Source organism: Plantibacter sp. H53, assembly GCF_001650455.1.
GTDB lineage: Bacteria > Actinomycetota > Actinomycetes > Actinomycetales > Microbacteriaceae > Plantibacter > Plantibacter flavus_A.
Window position 1 is genome coordinate 1 of record NZ_LWCT01000019.1, and the last position, 15,120, is coordinate 15,120.

Here is a 15,120-nt window from a genome sequence, read left to right on the forward strand (position 1 = left end):
GGGGTGGCCGGTGTGAGATCGGCTCGCACCGCCGAGATGGCGGCTCGGATGGTCGTCGCGCGGGCCGCCGAGACAGCCCCGGACGCCTCCGCCTCAGCCAGCTTCGCTTCGAGTGCGTCGAGAGCGCTCAGTGCACCCGTCGTGTCGCCGGCGGCGGCCGCGTTCGCCACCCCGAGCACGCTGCTCTGCAACTGCTGACCGGTCGCGCGCTCGAGGTCGGCTGGCGCCCCGGCGCAACCGCTCAGCAGTGCGACGACGATGAGGGGTGTGGCGATCAACCCGAGTCCAGACCTCCGTCGGTGCCTCATGGCGTCACCTCCCGCATGAGTTCCCGCAGGTGCGTCGACAGCGGCTCGGGCAGGGTGGGCAGCGTCGGGGCGGGCGGCTGCGCCCGGGACACGAGGAACCAGACGACCGCGACGGTGATCACCAGCAGCACGGCCGCGAGGATCAGCCAGCGTCGAAGGCGCCGCGGCTGGCGCACTGCGGCCTGGCGCCGTGCACCGCCGTCGAGACGTCGCTCCGAGCGGCGAGCGCCGTCGAGCACCGCGGTCGGGCCGGTCTCGGCGGGCGTGTCCGCCGTCGGCGCGAGCGGTGTCGTCGCCGTCAGGAGCCCCGTCGATCCCTCCGGTGCGGTGGCGAGCGGTGTCGCCGAGTCGAGCCGTTCGGTCGCAGCCGTGGGTTCCGGGTCTGCGGTCACCAGCGGTGTCGAGGTCGCGACGGTCGCATCCGCCGGGTCCAGCGCGGGATCCATGCCACGGACGGCCACCGCCACCTCGAGGGCGGTGGGGCGCTGGGCCGGGTCGGACGCGGTCATCGCGGTGAGGAGCGACTTCCACTGGTACCCGAGCTCGCCGGGGATCGTCGGCGGCGCGTTCAGTCGCGCCATGAGGGAATCGTGCGTGGTGGTCTGCGGGTAGGCGCGGCGACCGGTCAGCGCTTCGAGGAGTACGAGTCCCAGCGCGTACACGTCGGCTGGCGTCGCCGGGTCCGCACCACGGACCAGCTCTGGGCTGAGATAGGCGACCGTGCCCATCAACGAGCCAGGCGCGGTCATCCGGGTGCTGTCGATGAGGTACGCGATGCCGAAGTCAGCAAGCTTCGCGCGATACTCCTGGTGGGGCAGGATCGTCGGTCGCAGCAACACGTTCGACGGTTTGATGTCGCGGTGGACGACCCGCGCCGCGTGCACGGTGTGGAGCGCCTCTGCGAGGTCGACGGCCATCGCGGCGACCTCGGACGACGGAAGCGGCGACCGGGCGATGCGTTGGGACAGCGTCGGACCGTCGACGTGCTCCATGACGAGGTACGAACCGTCGCCGGCGACGACCCTGGCATCGAACAGGGTGACGAGGGCGGGGTGGTTCAGCGACGCCAGCAGGCGCGAAGTGGTCCTGGCGCCGTCGGTCGCATCGGTCGTGCCCGGGCGGAACAGCTTGACCGCCACCTTGCGCCCGAGCACCTCGTCGGTCGCCAGATGGACGGTCGCCATCCCGCCGGCACCGATCGGTCGCTCGAGTCGGTACCGACCATCCAGGAGCTCGCCGGTGCGAGGCGGCGCGGTAGCCGGGTCGGTCATGGGTGGCGCGGTCGGTCCGGTCGTCAGAGGACGGGGCCGTCGTTGTCGGTCGTGCTTCGGCGGGTGACGCGCTCGCCGCTACCGGGGTCAACGGCTGAGCGCGTGGTCGAGGAGACCTGTCGACGGCGGAGCACGAGCACGAGCGAGATGAGGAACACCACTGCGCCGGCGGCCATGAGGATGTACCCGATGAGCGTGAGGTCCACAGCGGGGACGTCGACGTTCACGGCGAAGGCGAGGATGGCGCCGATGACGATCAGGGCGATTCCGGTTCCGAGACCCATGAGTAGCTCCTCTTCTCGACGACCGTGAGTTCGAGCGGATCGCTCAAGGGGTGTTCACGGACGACTCAGCCTATTATTGAGTCAATCACGGTTGAGTCAACGGGGGTTGTGTCGGTGGAGTCGCTGGCGGTAAGGGCGTCCAAGTTCGCCGCGCTCTCGGAGCCGGCGCGGCTGCGCATCGTGGACCTCCTGGCGCTCGGTGACCTCTCACCGACCGAGATCCAGCTCGCCCTCGGGATCGGGTCGAACCTCGTCTCCCACCACCTCAGCGTCCTCCAGCGAGCGGGGATCCTCTCGCGCTCGCGATCCGAGTCCGATGGACGCCGCAACTACGTGCGGCTCGTCCCGGGGGCGTTCGACCGCCTCGCGCCCGAACCGATCAGCGCCCCGGCGCGGGTCGTCTTCGTCTGCACGGCGAACTCGGCGCGGTCGCAGATGGCGGAGGCGCTCTGGCAGGACCGCAGCGACATCCCCGTCGCATCGGCGGGTAGTCGGCCAGCGAGCGAGGTCAACCCGGGCGCGGTTCGGGCCGCGGCGCGCCATGGCGTCCGGATCCGTCCGAGGGTCCCACGCGCGACCTCGGAGGTCCTCCGGCACGGCGACTTCGTCATCACCGTGTGCAACCGGGCACACGAGGAACTCGAGGGGATGGACGACCTGCACTGGTCGATCCCCGACCCTGCCGCGCCTGCGACGGACGAGGCGTTCGACCAAGCGTTCCGGGACATCCGTCTGCGCGTCGACGAGTTCGTCAGTCGGCTGGCGCCGGCCGTCGGGTAGGAGCGGGCGTGAAGTAGTCCGGAGCGATGTGAGGCGAACATTCACCGGCGGGTGTGCTCGTTCTTGGTCGTCATCTTGCCTTGCGAGGCGTCACGCCAAGCCAGGAACTGAGTTCGGCTTGGGTAGCAGAGGGGTCTTCGATGAGCCCGTTCTGATACGCGTTGGTGTAGACCCAATCGCGGATCGCCAGGGAGGCCTGCTCAGTTGTCAACGAAGGACGCACGATCCCGAGTCGGTTGAGCGTTCGGAGAATATACATCGCATGTGGTCGCAGTACCAGTTGCGCTCGAGCCTGCGCGCGCTCGCGCGCCGCTCTCGAGAGGACCTCGATCTGAGTGATACTTAACCGCTCGGCGCCCTCAGTGTTTTCGCTGGCCACTGCTTCAACAACTGCGGCGATCGCCTGCTGTACGCGCGGTCCCGAGATCACAGGAAGTCCCTTGTCGAAGGTTCGCAGGAGTCTCACCACGTCCGGTGCTCCCCCGGAGACATTCCAGCCCACTGCAAAGTCTTCTGGAACCGGAGCGCCAACCGGATGAACGTAGCCTGGGGCCGGCCCAGTGATCGCGGCGAGTGGAACCGCCACCTCCAGAAGCTTCTTGAAGCCGCCAAACTCAGACCAAACTTTAGTTATCTCGTTGCCGAAAACTTCCGTTAGTCTTTGTGAGACAAGCGCTAGCGGCGTGGGATCTGTTAGGTTGCTCACTTGTCGGCGAGTCTCCTCGACGAGTAGATTGCGGATTTCGCTTGGGGGTTGTTCGGAAGCGGCGCCTGAGACGTCTGCCTGGACTTCCCCCTCGTTGGAATCACCAACCGCGATCTTCAAAGTACTGCTTCCGGTGTTCACGAAAGCGGTCTCCTCGCCTGGGGACGGGTCCTCAACCACGCGCTGCGACTCGATATCCAGGCCAGTGCGCAAGTCCTGTGCGATGTTATCGACTGCTTCGAGGAGCTCGGCCATGCGCAGCGACATCGTGACAATCCAGGGAGGGACGGTCGAACCTGGCTTGTAAGTATCCTCGTGGGTCAATTCGCCCCAGCCGTCTTGTAAAAGGGTTCGCGCCTGAACTTCCACTCTCATCCGAATAACGCCGGATGCTTGAGTCACGGGCACCACCAAATTCACGTGGTATGCACGGTATCCGGACTCTTTCGGATTTTCGAAGTAGTTTCTATGTGAATCGCTTTGGATTGACAGCGAATTTGTCTCGCCGTCATCGATTGACAGCTCCCCCATAATCTCCTGGAGCGTCGTGATGTCTGACAGGTTGTTGCAAATAAGTCGAATTCCGACAAGGTCGTCGATTATGCCGGGAATACCATCATAATCCGTGAATTTCTCTCTGTACTTATCCCGAGTTAGTTTCGAATATGTTCTCTGCGGACTTTTGATTCGGCTCGTCGAGATCCGAAATCGACCTCGATCTACTCCTTGCACTTTGCTATCTAAGAGTTCGTTTATCAAACGAACTGCCGCGCTTCGAGCAGGTTCCAGATACCTGGTCTCGGCGACCGCATGCCAGCGCGCGTACGCTTCATAAGAGAGTTGCGGGGTGCTCCCCGGTTGCTTTTCACTCATGCTGCCCCCAAGGTATGTGTTCTGCAATGATGTCTGGATCCTCGAAAGTTCGCAATGGACCTGGAGATACTGGCGTGCAGACATCGTCTGCGCGCCTTTGAAGGCACTGAGTGCCTCGATTTCAATGCCTATGTCGCTCGTTAGTCGAGCACTGAGCATGACTTGTGGATCTGACATGTGCGGATGTGGCCTAGTGCACGGAAGACCTCCGGTCCTTGCCGTAGCCATTTGCAGGAGCTTGTGGCTCACTCGTGGCTATCGCGGGCTACGGGTGCGCGAAAGCCTGAACCGACCTCATCCGGCGTCGGGCAGGAGTTCCGGGCACTCGCCGCCGGGGACGGTCGCCAACTCGAAGTGCCAGATCTCGTTCGCGTAGGTCTGGCAGAGGCCGTAGTCGGCGCCGTGCTCGATGAGCCAGTAGTCCGCGTCCGTCGCGCCGATGTCGACGGCCGCCCCGCGTGTGTGCGAGGAGCCCTCGGGCGTGGCGACGTACTGCCGGGCGGCCGCCTCACTGCCGTACTGGAGGATCGCCTCGTCGAGCAGGTGCTGCTGGTACGCCGTGCTCCGCCAGCCGGAGCTCACGTACAGCGTGATGTCGTCCTTCGCCGCCGCGTCGGTCGCCTGCTGGACGGCTTCCAGGAGGTCCGCATCGAGGTTCGCGATGGCCGGGAGATCGGTGTCGTAGGCCGAGTACCGGTTCTCCTCCAGCACACCGTCGTCGGCCCCGAACGCGCCATCCGTCGTGGTCGCGGTTCCGGCATGCGCGTCTCCGGACGGCCGCTCGGCCAGCGCAGTGATCCCGCGGGTGATGGTCGGCGCGACGCCCGTGCACGCCACCAGGGCGATCGCGGCGGTGAGGGCGACGGCCGTGGCGGCGAGGATGACGACGGCTCGGTCGGAGCCTCTGCGGGCGACGGTGCTCCGTCGGCCCGGGCGCCGGTGCGGCTGGTGCTGGATGTCGTGCTGCATGATTCCTCCTCGGTCGGTCGTCGGTGTTCGGCACGCGACGACCGGGCCCCCAGTCCAGCTCGTCAACGGTTGCGCGGGCGTCGGACGATCACCAGACGGTTCCGAAACACGGTGCCGCCTACGATCGACACGACGCCCATCGCGGGCGCCGGAGTGACGCCATCGACGCGTCGTCCGTCCCGAACACCGGAGGTCCCATGCGTGTCCTGATCGCCGAGGACGAGCAGTACCTCGCCGAGAGCATCCTCGAGGGCCTGCAGCACGAGGGGCTCGCCGCCGACCTCGTATTCGACGGTGACACCGCGCTCGAGCGGCTCGCCGTCAACGCCTACGACGTCGTCGTCCTCGACCGCGACCTCCCTGGCACGCACGGCGACGACGTGTGCCGCTGGATCATCGCCCAGGAGCTGCCCTGCCGGGTGCTCATGCTCACCGCGGCCGCCGACCTCGACGACAAGGAGAGCGGCTTCGAGATCGGCGCCGACGACTACCTGACCAAGCCGTTCGAGCTGCGTGAGCTCGTCCTCCGGCTCCGGTCGCTGGCGCGTCGACCCAAGGCGTCGCTCCCGCCCGTCCTCGAATACGCCGGTGTCCGGCTCGACCCGTTCCGCCGCGAGGTGTACCGCAACGGCCGGTACGTGCGCCTGGCGAAGAAGCAGTTCGCGGTGCTGGAGATCCTGCTTGCGGCCAAGGGCGGCGTCGTGAGTGCCGAAGAGCTCCTCGAGCGCGCTTGGGACGAGCACGCCGACCCGTTCACGAACGCGGTGCGGGTGACGATGTCGACGCTCCGGAAGGTGCTCGGCGAGCCGTGGATCATCCACACCGTGCCGGCCGTCGGCTACCGGGTCTTGCCGCCGGGTGAGGGCCCCGCTGAGACGAGCGGCGCAGACGCCGACGACGAGGACGAGGACGACGAGGTGGGCGCATGACCGCCGCTCCGGCCGGCGGCGACGACGCCCGGCCGACGTGGATGACCGCTCGCGTCAAACTCACCGCCACCTATGCCGCCTTCACCGTCGTGACGGGACTCATCGCGCTCATCGTCATCAACGTGATCATCTGGCGGTTCCCCGACTACCCGCTCGCGCTGGCGAGCGATCCGAGGCAGTTGTCCGGCATCACGCGCGGTGAGATCCGCGATTCGCTCATCAACTACTCGATGCTCGCGCTCCTCGCGATGGCCGTGATCGGCACCGGGGTCGGCTGGATCGTGGCCGGACGGGTGCTGCGGCCGCTGCGGGACCTCAACGCGGCCGTTCGAGCGGCGGCGGAGGGCTCGCTCGACCACCGCATCGCGATGACGGGTCGCCGCGACGAGTTCCGCGAGCTCGCCGACCGTTTCGACGACATGCTCGCACGCCTCGAGCAGTCGTTCCTGACGCAGAAGCGGTTCGCGGCCAACGCCTCGCACGAACTGCGGACACCGCTCGCGACGATGAAGATGCTCATCGAGGTCGCCCAGGCCGACCCGGAGGGCCGTGACGTCGACCGAGCGTTGCGGCGGCTGCACGAGACGAACGAGCGGGGGATCGCGATCGTCGAGGCGCTCCTGCAGCTGAACCAGCTCGACCGCCGACCACTCGTCACCTCGCCCGTCGACCTGGCGGCGGTGGCCCGCGACGCGTCGCAGCTCATCTCGCCGGAGGCCGCGGACGCCGGGGTCACGATCTCGTCGACCGTCCGGAGCGCATCCGTGCGCGGTAACCGCGTGCTCCTCCAACAGCTGTTGACGAACCTGCTGTCGAACGCCGTGCGATACAACAGCGGCCCGGACGGGTGGGTTTCGGTGTGGGTCGGACCCGACCCGCAGGCGCCGGGACGCGCCGTCGTCGTGGTCAGCAACTCGGGGCCGCTGCTCGACGAGGCCGAGGTGGCGCGGTTCGTGGAGCCCTTCGACCGGCGGGACGCGCGGATGGCGCGGGCTGCCGGTCGCGATCGGGGGAACGGTCTCGGGCTGACCCTGGGTGCCCGCATCGTCGAGCTGCACGGTGGGTCGCTGCGGCTCGCACCGCTGCCGGCGGGCGGGCTCGAGGCGACGGTGCTGTTGCCGGCTCACGACGCCGACCAGGCCGGAGCCTGACCGCGGAACGAGGGAACCCGGAACGATGGAACGGCCGACCGATCACGGGATCGGTCGGCCGCTCAGGCTGGTGTGCCGGTCACTGCACGGCGCAGGCCCTGGCCTCATCGAACAGGTCCTCCGGCAGGTCCCACGCTCCGTTCGCATCGGGGTCCGGGACGTCGAACCCCTGGTCACGCAGGCACTGGGCGCGGAGCCGGAGCTCGTCGGAGATCTCGGCCTTGCTGGGCTGGTCGGGGTTCACCGGCGGCGGGCCGAGTTCGTCGGCGCAGGCGTCGTAGGCCGTGTTCATCGCCTCGCCACCGTCGAGGGTGATCGCGGTACCGGGTTCCGGGTCCGGGACGTCGAACCCCTGGTCGCGCAGGCAGCCCGCGAGGGAGATCGTGTAGTCGTCGAACGCCTCGGCGTACGAATCGGCGGTCGAGGGCGATGCACCGCTCGACGGGGCCTCCGCGGATCCGGAGCAGGCGGTGAGCCCGAGCATGAGGGCGAGGACGGGGACGGCGAAGCCGATGGCTGTGGGTCGGCGCATGGGTGGTCCTTTCTGACGGGCGACCGGTGTCGGTCACCTGGCCATCCCATCAACCGGCCTGTTCCGTCCTCGTCTCCCGATCACCAGACGTCCCCAACACCCCGCCCCTGCCCGCGAACTGTCACCAACGGCTCGTCGGGGCGCCCCGGACTGGCAGCACGTGACAGTTCGCGGGCAGGGGAGGGTCAGTTCATGCGTGTGACGATCCAGACGATCAGCGTTCCGAGGACGAAGGCGATGGGGATCCACCTCCCGGATCGTCGCAACCTGCGGCCGGATGACGCGACACCCGGCGGCGGGGTGAGCAGCCCGATCGCGGGTGGGCCGGCCTGAGCGCCGGGTGCAAGCGGGTGCTCCGGAGCTCCGGACGTCTGCGGTTGCAAGCGGTCGTCCCGCCACCGAGCCCACTGGTCCAACTTCGTCATCAGCGCGTCGACGATGCCGAACAGCCAGGCCCAGGTGTCGGGATCGAGGGTCGACACCTCCCGTTTCGTGTACAGGAACAGCCAGTCGTCGATGATCTCCACGTCGAGCTCGGCGGCGTGGTCGATGAACCTCGCCATGATGTCCGGCGTGAACAGGTACAGCGCGTCCCGTTCGTAACCAGCGGGGCAGTAGAGCGTGAAGTGCCGGTCGAAGTCGCCTTCCAGGGAGAGTCGCTGGGCCCGTTGGAACGCTGCCGGGAGGTTCGAGCCGAACCCGTTGTTGCCGATCGCATCGAGCACGATGTTCGGCAGGGGGACGTCGAGCTTCATCGCGACGTATCCCCAGTGGTGCGTGGTCGAACTCTTGCCGTGGCGGACGGTGTAGCGGTAGTTCCCGAACTCCACGGCGCGGGGACGACCACCCCGCAGCACGTCGGTCGACTGCCGCGACGATCCGATCCCGAAGATCATGCCGGGGAACGGAGGGTAGCTGAGGTCTGCGGTGTAGGTCATCCCGTTGGCCGCGGCGAATCGGGAGAGGCGGAAGCGCTTGATGCGCCTCGTACGCCAGGAGAGGACTGCGAACACCGCGACGGCGGCGGCCGCGAGGAGCCCGATCCCGAGCAGCGGCGTCGGGCCGGAGCCGCCTCGTGAGGGCGAGGGCAGCGTTCCCAACAGGACGAACCCGGCGACGGTGACCACGACGATCGCCGCGAGCAGGCCGATGAACAGCCGGGCGGACGGCGCGCGATGGAACGAGGGCGCTTTCGCCATGGCGTCACGGTCGATGGGGTCGATGAGCGCGCGGGTGTCGATCGTGCCGTCCATCCCCTCACGCTACCTGCCCGCGAACGGTCACCAACGGCCAGTCCGAGCGGCCCGGACGAGCAGCACGTGACAGTTCGCGGGCAGGGGGAGGGGACTACATCGAGCGGCGGAGCCAGCTTTCGACGCCGGAGACATGGACCGTCACAAGAGCACGGGTGAGTTCGGTGTCGCGCTTCTCGAGGGCGTCGACGATCGCGTGGTGCTCCTGCAGGGTGCGGGCGACGGCCTTCTCCTCGGTGAGGCCGCGCCAGATGCGGGCCCGGACCGTCTTGCTGCCGAGCGCGGCGAGCAGACTCGCGAGGTAGGCGTTGCCACTCAGCTCGATCACGCGGGCGTGGAACTGCAGGTCGTGCGCGACGAGGTCCTCGACCGTCGTGGACTCGTCGACCTCGTCGACCATGCTGCGCAGCTCCGCGATCCGCTCGTCGTCGAGGTGCTGGATGGCCATCACCGACGCGGAGGGTTCGAGGATGCGGCGCACCTCGAACATCTCGATGAGGGAGGCGTCGGCGTGCATGTCGATGACGAACGACATCGCCTCGTGCAACAGACTCGGCTCCAGCGTCGTGACGTAGGTGCCGTCGCCGCGGCGGACGTCGAGCACGCGGATGAGCTCCAACGCCTTCACCGCCTCGCGGAGGGAGCTGCGGGAGAGTCCCAGGGTCTCGCTGAGCTCCTTCTCCGGAGGGAGGCGCTGACCGGGGGTGAGGTCGCCGGCGACGATCATCGCCTGGATCCGCGCGATCGCCTCGTCCGTGACTGCCATGCGACCCCCTGCTCGAGCGAGACGGTCACGTGGAACACCGCCTCGCGCCATGATACATCCGACGTTTCCGCGGGCCGCGCCCCGACCTGCCTCCACGCACCGCCGACACCTGGCACCTTGTGTTACGTCAGGTTGAGCGCCCTCTCGCGGCCCGTCCGATCACTCCCTACTGTTGCTGCAACCCGACGTCCCGGTGCGCCCCGACCGCACCGACAGCGGACGCCGGCACGCTCCACCACCCCCTGCACCGTCCCGCACCCCACCGTCATCTGGAGTCCCCATGCGTCGTCGATCGCGCCTCGCGCTGTCTCTTGTCACCCTGGCCGTCGTGGCCGGCCTCGCCACCGGCTGTTCCCTGAAGCAGTCCTCGTCCAGCGAGTCGACGAGCGGCGCCGCTGCCAGCTCCGCCGCCTCCGACGTCGACGTCCCCTCGCTCGAGGGCAAGACCGTCGGCGTCGCCGCCAAGGACGTCGTCCGCGACTTCGGCCGCCTCACCTACCAGGGTGTGCAGGACCGCCTGGAGGAGCTCGGCGCCAAGGTCGTCGCCACCCAGGCCGACGCACAGGACGACAAGCACCTGGCCAACGTCGAGAACCTCGTCTCGCAGAAGGTCGACGCGATCGTCGTCATCCTCGGTGACGCGACCACGCTCGCCCCGGCCCTGCAGCAGGCGAAGGACGCCGGCATCCCGGTCTTCACGATCGACCACGCCAGCGAGAACTCGGTGAACAACATCGGTTCCGACAACTGGCAGATCGGCTCCACCCTCGCCCGCACCCTCGCCGAGGACATCGGCGGGAAGGGCAAGGTGCTCGTCTTCAACGGCTTCTACGACGTCACCCCCTGCCAGATCCGCTACGACGAGTTCAAGCTCGTGCTGAAGAACTACCCGAACATCGAGATCATCGAGCCCGAGCTGCAGGACATCTACGAGGGCACCATCGAGGACGCCAAGCAGAAGACGAACGACGCGCTCACCCGCTACCCCAAGGGCGAGATCTCGGCCGTGTGGTCGTGCTGGGACCTCCCCGCGATCGGTGCCTCGCAGGCCATCGACGCGGCGGGCCGCGATGAGATCAAGGTCTACGGCGTCGACGCCGAGCCCGGAGCGCTCGACCTGATCCAGGACCCCGACTCGGTGTACCAGTTCACGGTCGCACAGCAGCCGACCCTGTTCGGGACGACGAGCGCGAACAACGTCGCCCTGTACCTCGGTGGCAAGCAGGACGAGGTGCCGCTGAGCACCTACCTCGACGCCGTGTTCATCGACAAGGCGAACGTCGCCGACGAGCGCAAGCGACTCGGCCTGGAATGACGCACGACACCTCGATCGACGGTCAGGCCGCCCAGCGCTCGCTGGGCGGTCGGCCCGGTGCCGCCACGACCGAAGCCTCGGCTCCCGCCGTGAGCATGCGTGGCATCGCGAAGGACTTCGGCGGCGTCCGGGTGCTGGACGACGTCGACCTCGAGGTGCACTCCGGCGAGGTCGTCGCGCTCGTCGGCGAGAACGGCGCGGGCAAGTCGACGCTCATCAAGATCCTGACCGGCCTCTACACGGCGAGCGAGGGCGCCATCGAGATCGACGGCGAACCGGTCGTCATCCGCAACCCGGGTGACGCCGAACGCCTCGGTGTCCGCGTCATCCACCAGGACCGCCACCTGGCCGGTCGACTCACGGTCGCGGAGCAGCTCTTCCTCGGCTCGCGCACCGCGTTCCTCACCGGCCGGCAGCTCGACCGCCGCGCCGAGCGCGAGCTGCTCGACCTCGTCGGGCTGGACGTACCGGGCAAAACCCTCGTCGACGAGCTGAGCGTCGCCGAGCAGCAACTCCTGCAGCTCGCGATCGCGACGATCACGCGCCCGCGGGTGCTCGTGCTCGACGAACCCACCGCACCGCTCGCCGCCGGCGACGTCGAGCGGCTGTTCCGCACCGTCCGGACACTGCAGAGCCAGGGCGTCGCCGTCATCTACATCTCCCACTACCTGCAGGAGGTGCGCGACATCGCGTCCCGCGTCGTGGTCCTCCGCAACGGTGAACGCGTCGGCGCCCTCGACCTCGCCGATCCCGACGCGACCCTCGACGCCATCGTCCAGCTCATGGTGGGGCGGAGCGTCGAGGAGTTCGGCGACCGCGAACGGATCGTCGCCGACGCCGGCGCCGAACCGGTGCTCGCGATCGACGGACTGACGGTCCCCGAACGCCTGCACGGCGTCTCGATCGCCGTCCGTCCGGGCGAGATCGTGGGCGTCACGGGCCTCGTCGGCTCGGGCCTCGAAGAACTGGCCGACGCGGTCACCGGCTTGCGTGCGCACGGCGGAACCGTGCGGCTCGGCCGGGCGTCGATCCGCTCGCCGCGCGCCTTCGTCCGGGCGGGTGGGGCGTACGTCCCGGCGAACCGTCACCGCGACGGCATCCTGAACCGTCAGTCCGTCCGCGAGAACCTCACGCTCGCCGCGCTCGACCGCATCACCGGGCTCGGCGGGATCCTACGGGGTCGACGCGAGCGGGAGATCGCCGCAGACCTCGTCACGAGACTCGACGTCCGGCCCGCGAACGACACCGCGGTGGCCGGGAGCCTCTCCGGCGGCAACCAGCAGAAGGTCGTGCTCGGTCGGTGGCTCGCGGCCGGGTCGACGGTGTTCGTGCTCGACCAGCCGACCTCCGGCGTCGACATCGGGTCGCGTCAGCAGATCTACGCGGAGATCGACGCGCTCGTCGCGCAAGGCGCCGGCGTCCTGCTCGTGAGCGTCGACCTCGAGGAACTGATCGGGCTCGCCGACCGCGTCCTCGTGCTGTACCGCGGGACGATCCGGACGGAGCTGCCCCGATCGCAGGCGACCGCCGACACGATCCTCGCCTGGTCGACGGGCGCCGCCTCGTCGTCCGCCGACGCCTCGACCGGCTCCGAGACCGAGCCGTCACCCACCCGAGGAGCCTCCGCATGACCGCGCTCTCCGCTCCACCCGCTGCGCCCTCGGCTGCGGCGGAGTCCACGACGAAGCGTCGTCCGGTCTCCCGGTTGGGACTCATCGGCTACGCGATCGTCGTCATCGAGGTCGTCGTCTTCGCGGTCGCCTCGCCCGGCTTCCTCGACCCGGCCAACCTCGCGACGATCCTCACCCAGTCCGCGGTCTACGCGATCGCGGCCTTCGGCCTGTCCATCGTCGTCGTCACGGGTGGTGAGGACGTCGTCCGCGGCGGCATCGACCTCTCCATCGGCGCCGTCCTCGGCTTCTCCGGCGCGCTCGTCGCGGTGCTCCTGCAGGCCGAGCTCGGTCTGCCGCTCGCGCTGCTCATCGGGCTCGGAGCCACGGCGGTCATCGGGCTCGTGAACGGTCTCGTCGTCGTCGCCGGGATCCGCCCGCTCCTCGTCACCCTCGCGATGATGAGCATCGTCACGAGTCTCACGATCGTCATCACGAACAACGTCAAGGTGCCCGTCTCCGACGCCGGGCTGGTCTGGCTGCGGAGCGGACATGTCGTCGGTGTCCCTGCCGCGGTCGTCGTGCTGCTCGTCGTCTTCGCGGTCGCCGCCTTCGCCACCGGGCGGACCAGCTGGGGCGTGAAGAACGCCGCGGTCGGGCAGAACCCGACGGCCGCGCGGGTGGCCGGGATCGACGTCAACCGCCACATCGTCGTCAGCTACGTCCTCGCGGCGGTCCTCGCCGGGATCGCTGGCGTCCTCATGACCAGTCGGTTGTCCGCTGCCCTGCCGGGGATCGGCGAGCAGTCGCTCATCGACATCCTCCTCGCGACATTCCTGTCCATCGCGTTCTCCCGTCGGCTCGTCGTCACGATCACGGGGACCCTGTTCAGTGCCGTGTTCGTCGCGATCCTCACCAACGGCTTCAGTCAGCTCGGCGTCCCGAGCCAGTGGATCGGCATCACCAAGGGTGTGCTGATCCTGCTGGTCCTCGCGGTCGCCGCGATCCGCGAACGGAGCGTCAAGCGATGAGTGTCGACACACGCGCACAGTCCTCCGCCACCAGTGGCCTCTCCGTCCCGAACGCCGGGTCGGCTGGTCCGGGAGGAGGCGGCGGCGGCAAGCGTCCCGGTGGCCCGCTCGCGAGTCTGACGGTCCGAGGCCTCGGTGCCGCGGTCCCGCAAGCGCTCGCCCCCGCCGTGCTGGCCGTGCTGCTCATCGTGTTCGCAGTGCTGTCGCCGTCGTTCCTCACCGCCGACAACCTGCTCGGGGTGCTCAACCAGAACGCGCTGCTCCTCCTCGCGGCCGTCGCGATGACGGTCGTCGTCCGCGCCGGTGGCATCGACCTCTCGATCGGTGTCGCCATCGACCTCGCGGCGCTCACCGCGTCGGCGCTCCTGGCCGACGACTACGTGGCCTGGGTGGCGATCGTCGGCGGTCTGGTCGTCGGTCTGCTCGTCGGGGCCGTGAACGCGTTCCTCATCGTGGTGCTGCGCATCCGACCGTTCCTCGCGACGCTGAGCGTCTGGTTCATCGGTGGTGGCGTGCAGCAGGTCGCGACCGACGGCGGGTCGCCCATCTATCTGTCGCGGAGCAGCGTGCCGGACGAGTTCGCGTGGTTGGGTGCCGGCACCGTGCTCGGCGTCGCCGCACCGATCGTCGTCGCCGTGCTCGTGCTGATCATCGTCTGGGCTGCGCTCGAACGGAGTCGCTGGGGTCGGGTGCTGACCGCGGCGGGGGAGCAGCCGACGGCGACCCGGATCTCCGGGCGGTTGGCTGGGACGTCGATGGCGACGGCGTTCATCTTCGCCGCCGGGATCGCGGCCATCGCCGGGCTGATCCTGGCCTCGCGGAGCCAGGGCTTCGTCGCCAACAGCGGCCAGCTCTACGTGCTCGACTCCATCGGTGCGGTGTTCATCGGGACGACGCTGAGTCGGACCGGGCGGCCGAACCTCGTCGGAACGCTCGTCGGTGTGCTCATCTTCGCGCTGCTGACGAACGGGATGAACCTCGTCGGGCTGTCCTTCTACTGGCAGGGTCTCGCCCGCGGCGTCGTCCTGATCCTGATCCTGCTCCTCGGCGTCCTCCTGGCGAGCGACCGGTCCCGCAAACCCCTCACCTGACGCCCACCCGACCCTCGCTGTAGTGGTGTGGTTGCGCCAGCGCGGTGCGCTGACGCGAGCGCGCCCCACACACGTGAGCGCGGGTCTCTGGAGACCCGCGCTCACGTGTGTGACCCGCGGCGGGGCCCAGCGCACCGCGCTGGCATCGGGTCCCCCTGAGCGGGCCTCACCCCGCGCTCGGACCAGCGCGGTGCGCTGACGCGAGGAGGAACGACTCGGCGTTGGCGCGCCCCGCACGCGTGAGCGCGGGT

General features: G+C 68.6%; 14 protein-coding genes and 1 pseudogene. 7 read left to right on the forward strand and 8 right to left on the reverse strand.

Features of this window, described 5'->3' with window-relative positions; translation table 11 throughout:
* The 3 genes and pseudogenes from A4X17_RS10710 to A4X17_RS10720 all read right to left on the reverse strand — a co-directional run.
* Nucleotides 1-278, reverse strand: a pseudogene (locus A4X17_RS10710) (hypothetical protein); the annotation flags it as partial.
* Nucleotides 279-304: 26 nt separating this feature from the next.
* A complete protein-coding gene (locus tag A4X17_RS10715) occupies nt 305-1,579 on the reverse strand; it encodes a serine/threonine-protein kinase (protein ID WP_064295665.1) in 1,275 nt (424 codons plus the stop codon).
* A 23-nt stretch (nt 1,580-1,602) separates the two neighbouring features.
* A complete protein-coding gene (locus A4X17_RS10720) occupies nt 1,603-1,863 on the reverse strand; it encodes a DUF6458 family protein (RefSeq protein WP_064295666.1) in 261 nt (86 codons plus the stop codon).
* A 114-nt stretch (nt 1,864-1,977) separates the two neighbouring features.
* Between A4X17_RS10720 and A4X17_RS10725 the strand changes: the two genes are divergently transcribed.
* The gene (locus A4X17_RS10725; protein WP_369808455.1) at nt 1,978-2,643 is read left to right on the forward strand and encodes a metalloregulator ArsR/SmtB family transcription factor; all 666 of its coding nucleotides are present in this window, start codon (nt 1,978-1,980) and stop codon (nt 2,641-2,643) included.
* 70 nt (nt 2,644-2,713) lie between these two features.
* Here the strand turns inward: A4X17_RS10725 and A4X17_RS18930 are convergent, their stop codons facing one another.
* Complete coding sequence (locus A4X17_RS18930; protein ID WP_197479059.1) at nt 2,714-4,399, reverse strand: GTP pyrophosphokinase family protein; 1,686 nt, start codon at nt 4,397-4,399, stop codon at nt 2,714-2,716.
* Nucleotides 4,400-4,516: 117 nt separating this feature from the next.
* Nucleotides 4,517-5,191: a M15 family metallopeptidase gene (locus tag A4X17_RS10730; protein WP_082916098.1), complete on the reverse strand. Its 675-nt coding sequence runs from the start codon at nt 5,189-5,191 to the stop codon at nt 4,517-4,519.
* A gap of 197 nt (nt 5,192-5,388) precedes the next feature.
* Between A4X17_RS10730 and A4X17_RS10735 the strand changes: the two genes are divergently transcribed.
* On the forward strand, nt 5,389-6,120 hold the full coding sequence (locus A4X17_RS10735; RefSeq protein ID WP_064295668.1) for a response regulator transcription factor: 732 nt from the start codon (nt 5,389-5,391) through the stop codon (nt 6,118-6,120).
* The gene (locus tag A4X17_RS10740) at nt 6,117-7,271 is read left to right on the forward strand and encodes a HAMP domain-containing sensor histidine kinase (RefSeq protein WP_064295669.1); all 1,155 of its coding nucleotides are present in this window, start codon (nt 6,117-6,119) and stop codon (nt 7,269-7,271) included. The genes A4X17_RS10735 and A4X17_RS10740 overlap by 4 nt, the downstream gene beginning before the upstream one ends.
* A gap of 79 nt (nt 7,272-7,350) precedes the next feature.
* On the opposite strand, the gene A4X17_RS19255 is transcribed toward A4X17_RS10740, so the two are convergent.
* The 3 genes from A4X17_RS19255 to A4X17_RS10755 all read right to left on the reverse strand — a co-directional run bounded on the left by A4X17_RS19255 (nt 7,351) and on the right by A4X17_RS10755 (nt 9,822).
* Nucleotides 7,351-7,803 (reverse strand): hypothetical protein, encoded by a 453-nt coding sequence (locus tag A4X17_RS19255; RefSeq protein WP_064295670.1) that lies wholly within the window; start codon nt 7,801-7,803, stop codon nt 7,351-7,353.
* A 185-nt stretch (nt 7,804-7,988) separates the two neighbouring features.
* A complete protein-coding gene (locus A4X17_RS10750; RefSeq protein ID WP_064295671.1) occupies nt 7,989-9,056 on the reverse strand; it encodes a hypothetical protein in 1,068 nt (355 codons plus the stop codon).
* A gap of 94 nt (nt 9,057-9,150) precedes the next feature.
* On the reverse strand, nt 9,151-9,822 hold the full coding sequence (locus A4X17_RS10755) for a FadR/GntR family transcriptional regulator (protein ID WP_064295672.1): 672 nt from the start codon (nt 9,820-9,822) through the stop codon (nt 9,151-9,153).
* Nucleotides 9,823-10,102: 280 nt separating this feature from the next.
* On the opposite strand from A4X17_RS10755, the gene A4X17_RS10760 reads away from it, so the two are divergent.
* From A4X17_RS10760 to A4X17_RS10775, 4 genes are read left to right on the forward strand one after another with little or no spacing between them, the layout of a single operon-like run.
* Nucleotides 10,103-11,137, forward strand: coding sequence for a sugar ABC transporter substrate-binding protein (locus A4X17_RS10760; RefSeq protein ID WP_064295673.1), 1,035 nt, complete (start codon nt 10,103-10,105; stop codon nt 11,135-11,137).
* Nucleotides 11,134-12,768 (forward strand): sugar ABC transporter ATP-binding protein, encoded by a 1,635-nt coding sequence (locus A4X17_RS10765; protein ID WP_082916099.1) that lies wholly within the window; start codon nt 11,134-11,136, stop codon nt 12,766-12,768. Before A4X17_RS10760 ends, A4X17_RS10765 begins: the two co-directional genes overlap by 4 nt.
* Entirely contained in the window at nt 12,765-13,778 is a 1,014-nt protein-coding gene (locus tag A4X17_RS10770) for an ABC transporter permease (RefSeq protein ID WP_082916100.1), read from the forward strand. The genes A4X17_RS10765 and A4X17_RS10770 overlap by 4 nt, the downstream gene beginning before the upstream one ends.
* A complete protein-coding gene (locus tag A4X17_RS10775; RefSeq protein WP_082916101.1) occupies nt 13,775-14,869 on the forward strand; it encodes an ABC transporter permease in 1,095 nt (364 codons plus the stop codon). The genes A4X17_RS10770 and A4X17_RS10775 overlap by 4 nt, the downstream gene beginning before the upstream one ends.
* Nucleotides 14,870-15,120: the final 251 nt, after the last annotated feature.

What these genes read in the sequence shown, in the direction of transcription:
- A4X17_RS10715 (WP_064295665.1), bottom strand. Translation starts at nt 1,579, where the DNA reads ATGACCGACCCGGCTACCGCGCCGCCTCGCACCGGCGAGCTCCTGGAT.
- A4X17_RS10720 (WP_064295666.1), bottom strand. Translation starts at nt 1,863, where the DNA reads ATGGGTCTCGGAACCGGAATCGCCCTGATCGTCATCGGCGCCATCCTC.
- A4X17_RS18930 (WP_197479059.1), bottom strand. Translation starts at nt 4,399, where the DNA reads ATGTCAGATCCACAAGTCATGCTCAGTGCTCGACTAACGAGCGACATA.
- A4X17_RS10730 (WP_082916098.1), bottom strand. Translation starts at nt 5,191, where the DNA reads ATGCAGCACGACATCCAGCACCAGCCGCACCGGCGCCCGGGCCGACGG.
- A4X17_RS10735 (WP_064295668.1), top strand. Translation starts at nt 5,389, where the DNA reads ATGCGTGTCCTGATCGCCGAGGACGAGCAGTACCTCGCCGAGAGCATC.
- A4X17_RS10740 (WP_064295669.1), top strand. Translation starts at nt 6,117, where the DNA reads ATGACCGCCGCTCCGGCCGGCGGCGACGACGCCCGGCCGACGTGGATG.
- A4X17_RS19255 (WP_064295670.1), bottom strand. Translation starts at nt 7,803, where the DNA reads ATGCGCCGACCCACAGCCATCGGCTTCGCCGTCCCCGTCCTCGCCCTC.
- A4X17_RS10750 (WP_064295671.1), bottom strand. Translation starts at nt 9,056, where the DNA reads ATGGACGGCACGATCGACACCCGCGCGCTCATCGACCCCATCGACCGT.
- A4X17_RS10755 (WP_064295672.1), bottom strand. Translation starts at nt 9,822, where the DNA reads ATGGCAGTCACGGACGAGGCGATCGCGCGGATCCAGGCGATGATCGTC.
- A4X17_RS10760 (WP_064295673.1), top strand. Translation starts at nt 10,103, where the DNA reads ATGCGTCGTCGATCGCGCCTCGCGCTGTCTCTTGTCACCCTGGCCGTC.
- A4X17_RS10765 (WP_082916099.1), top strand. Translation starts at nt 11,134, where the DNA reads ATGACGCACGACACCTCGATCGACGGTCAGGCCGCCCAGCGCTCGCTG.
- A4X17_RS10770 (WP_082916100.1), top strand. Translation starts at nt 12,765, where the DNA reads ATGACCGCGCTCTCCGCTCCACCCGCTGCGCCCTCGGCTGCGGCGGAG.
- A4X17_RS10775 (WP_082916101.1), top strand. Translation starts at nt 13,775, where the DNA reads ATGAGTGTCGACACACGCGCACAGTCCTCCGCCACCAGTGGCCTCTCC.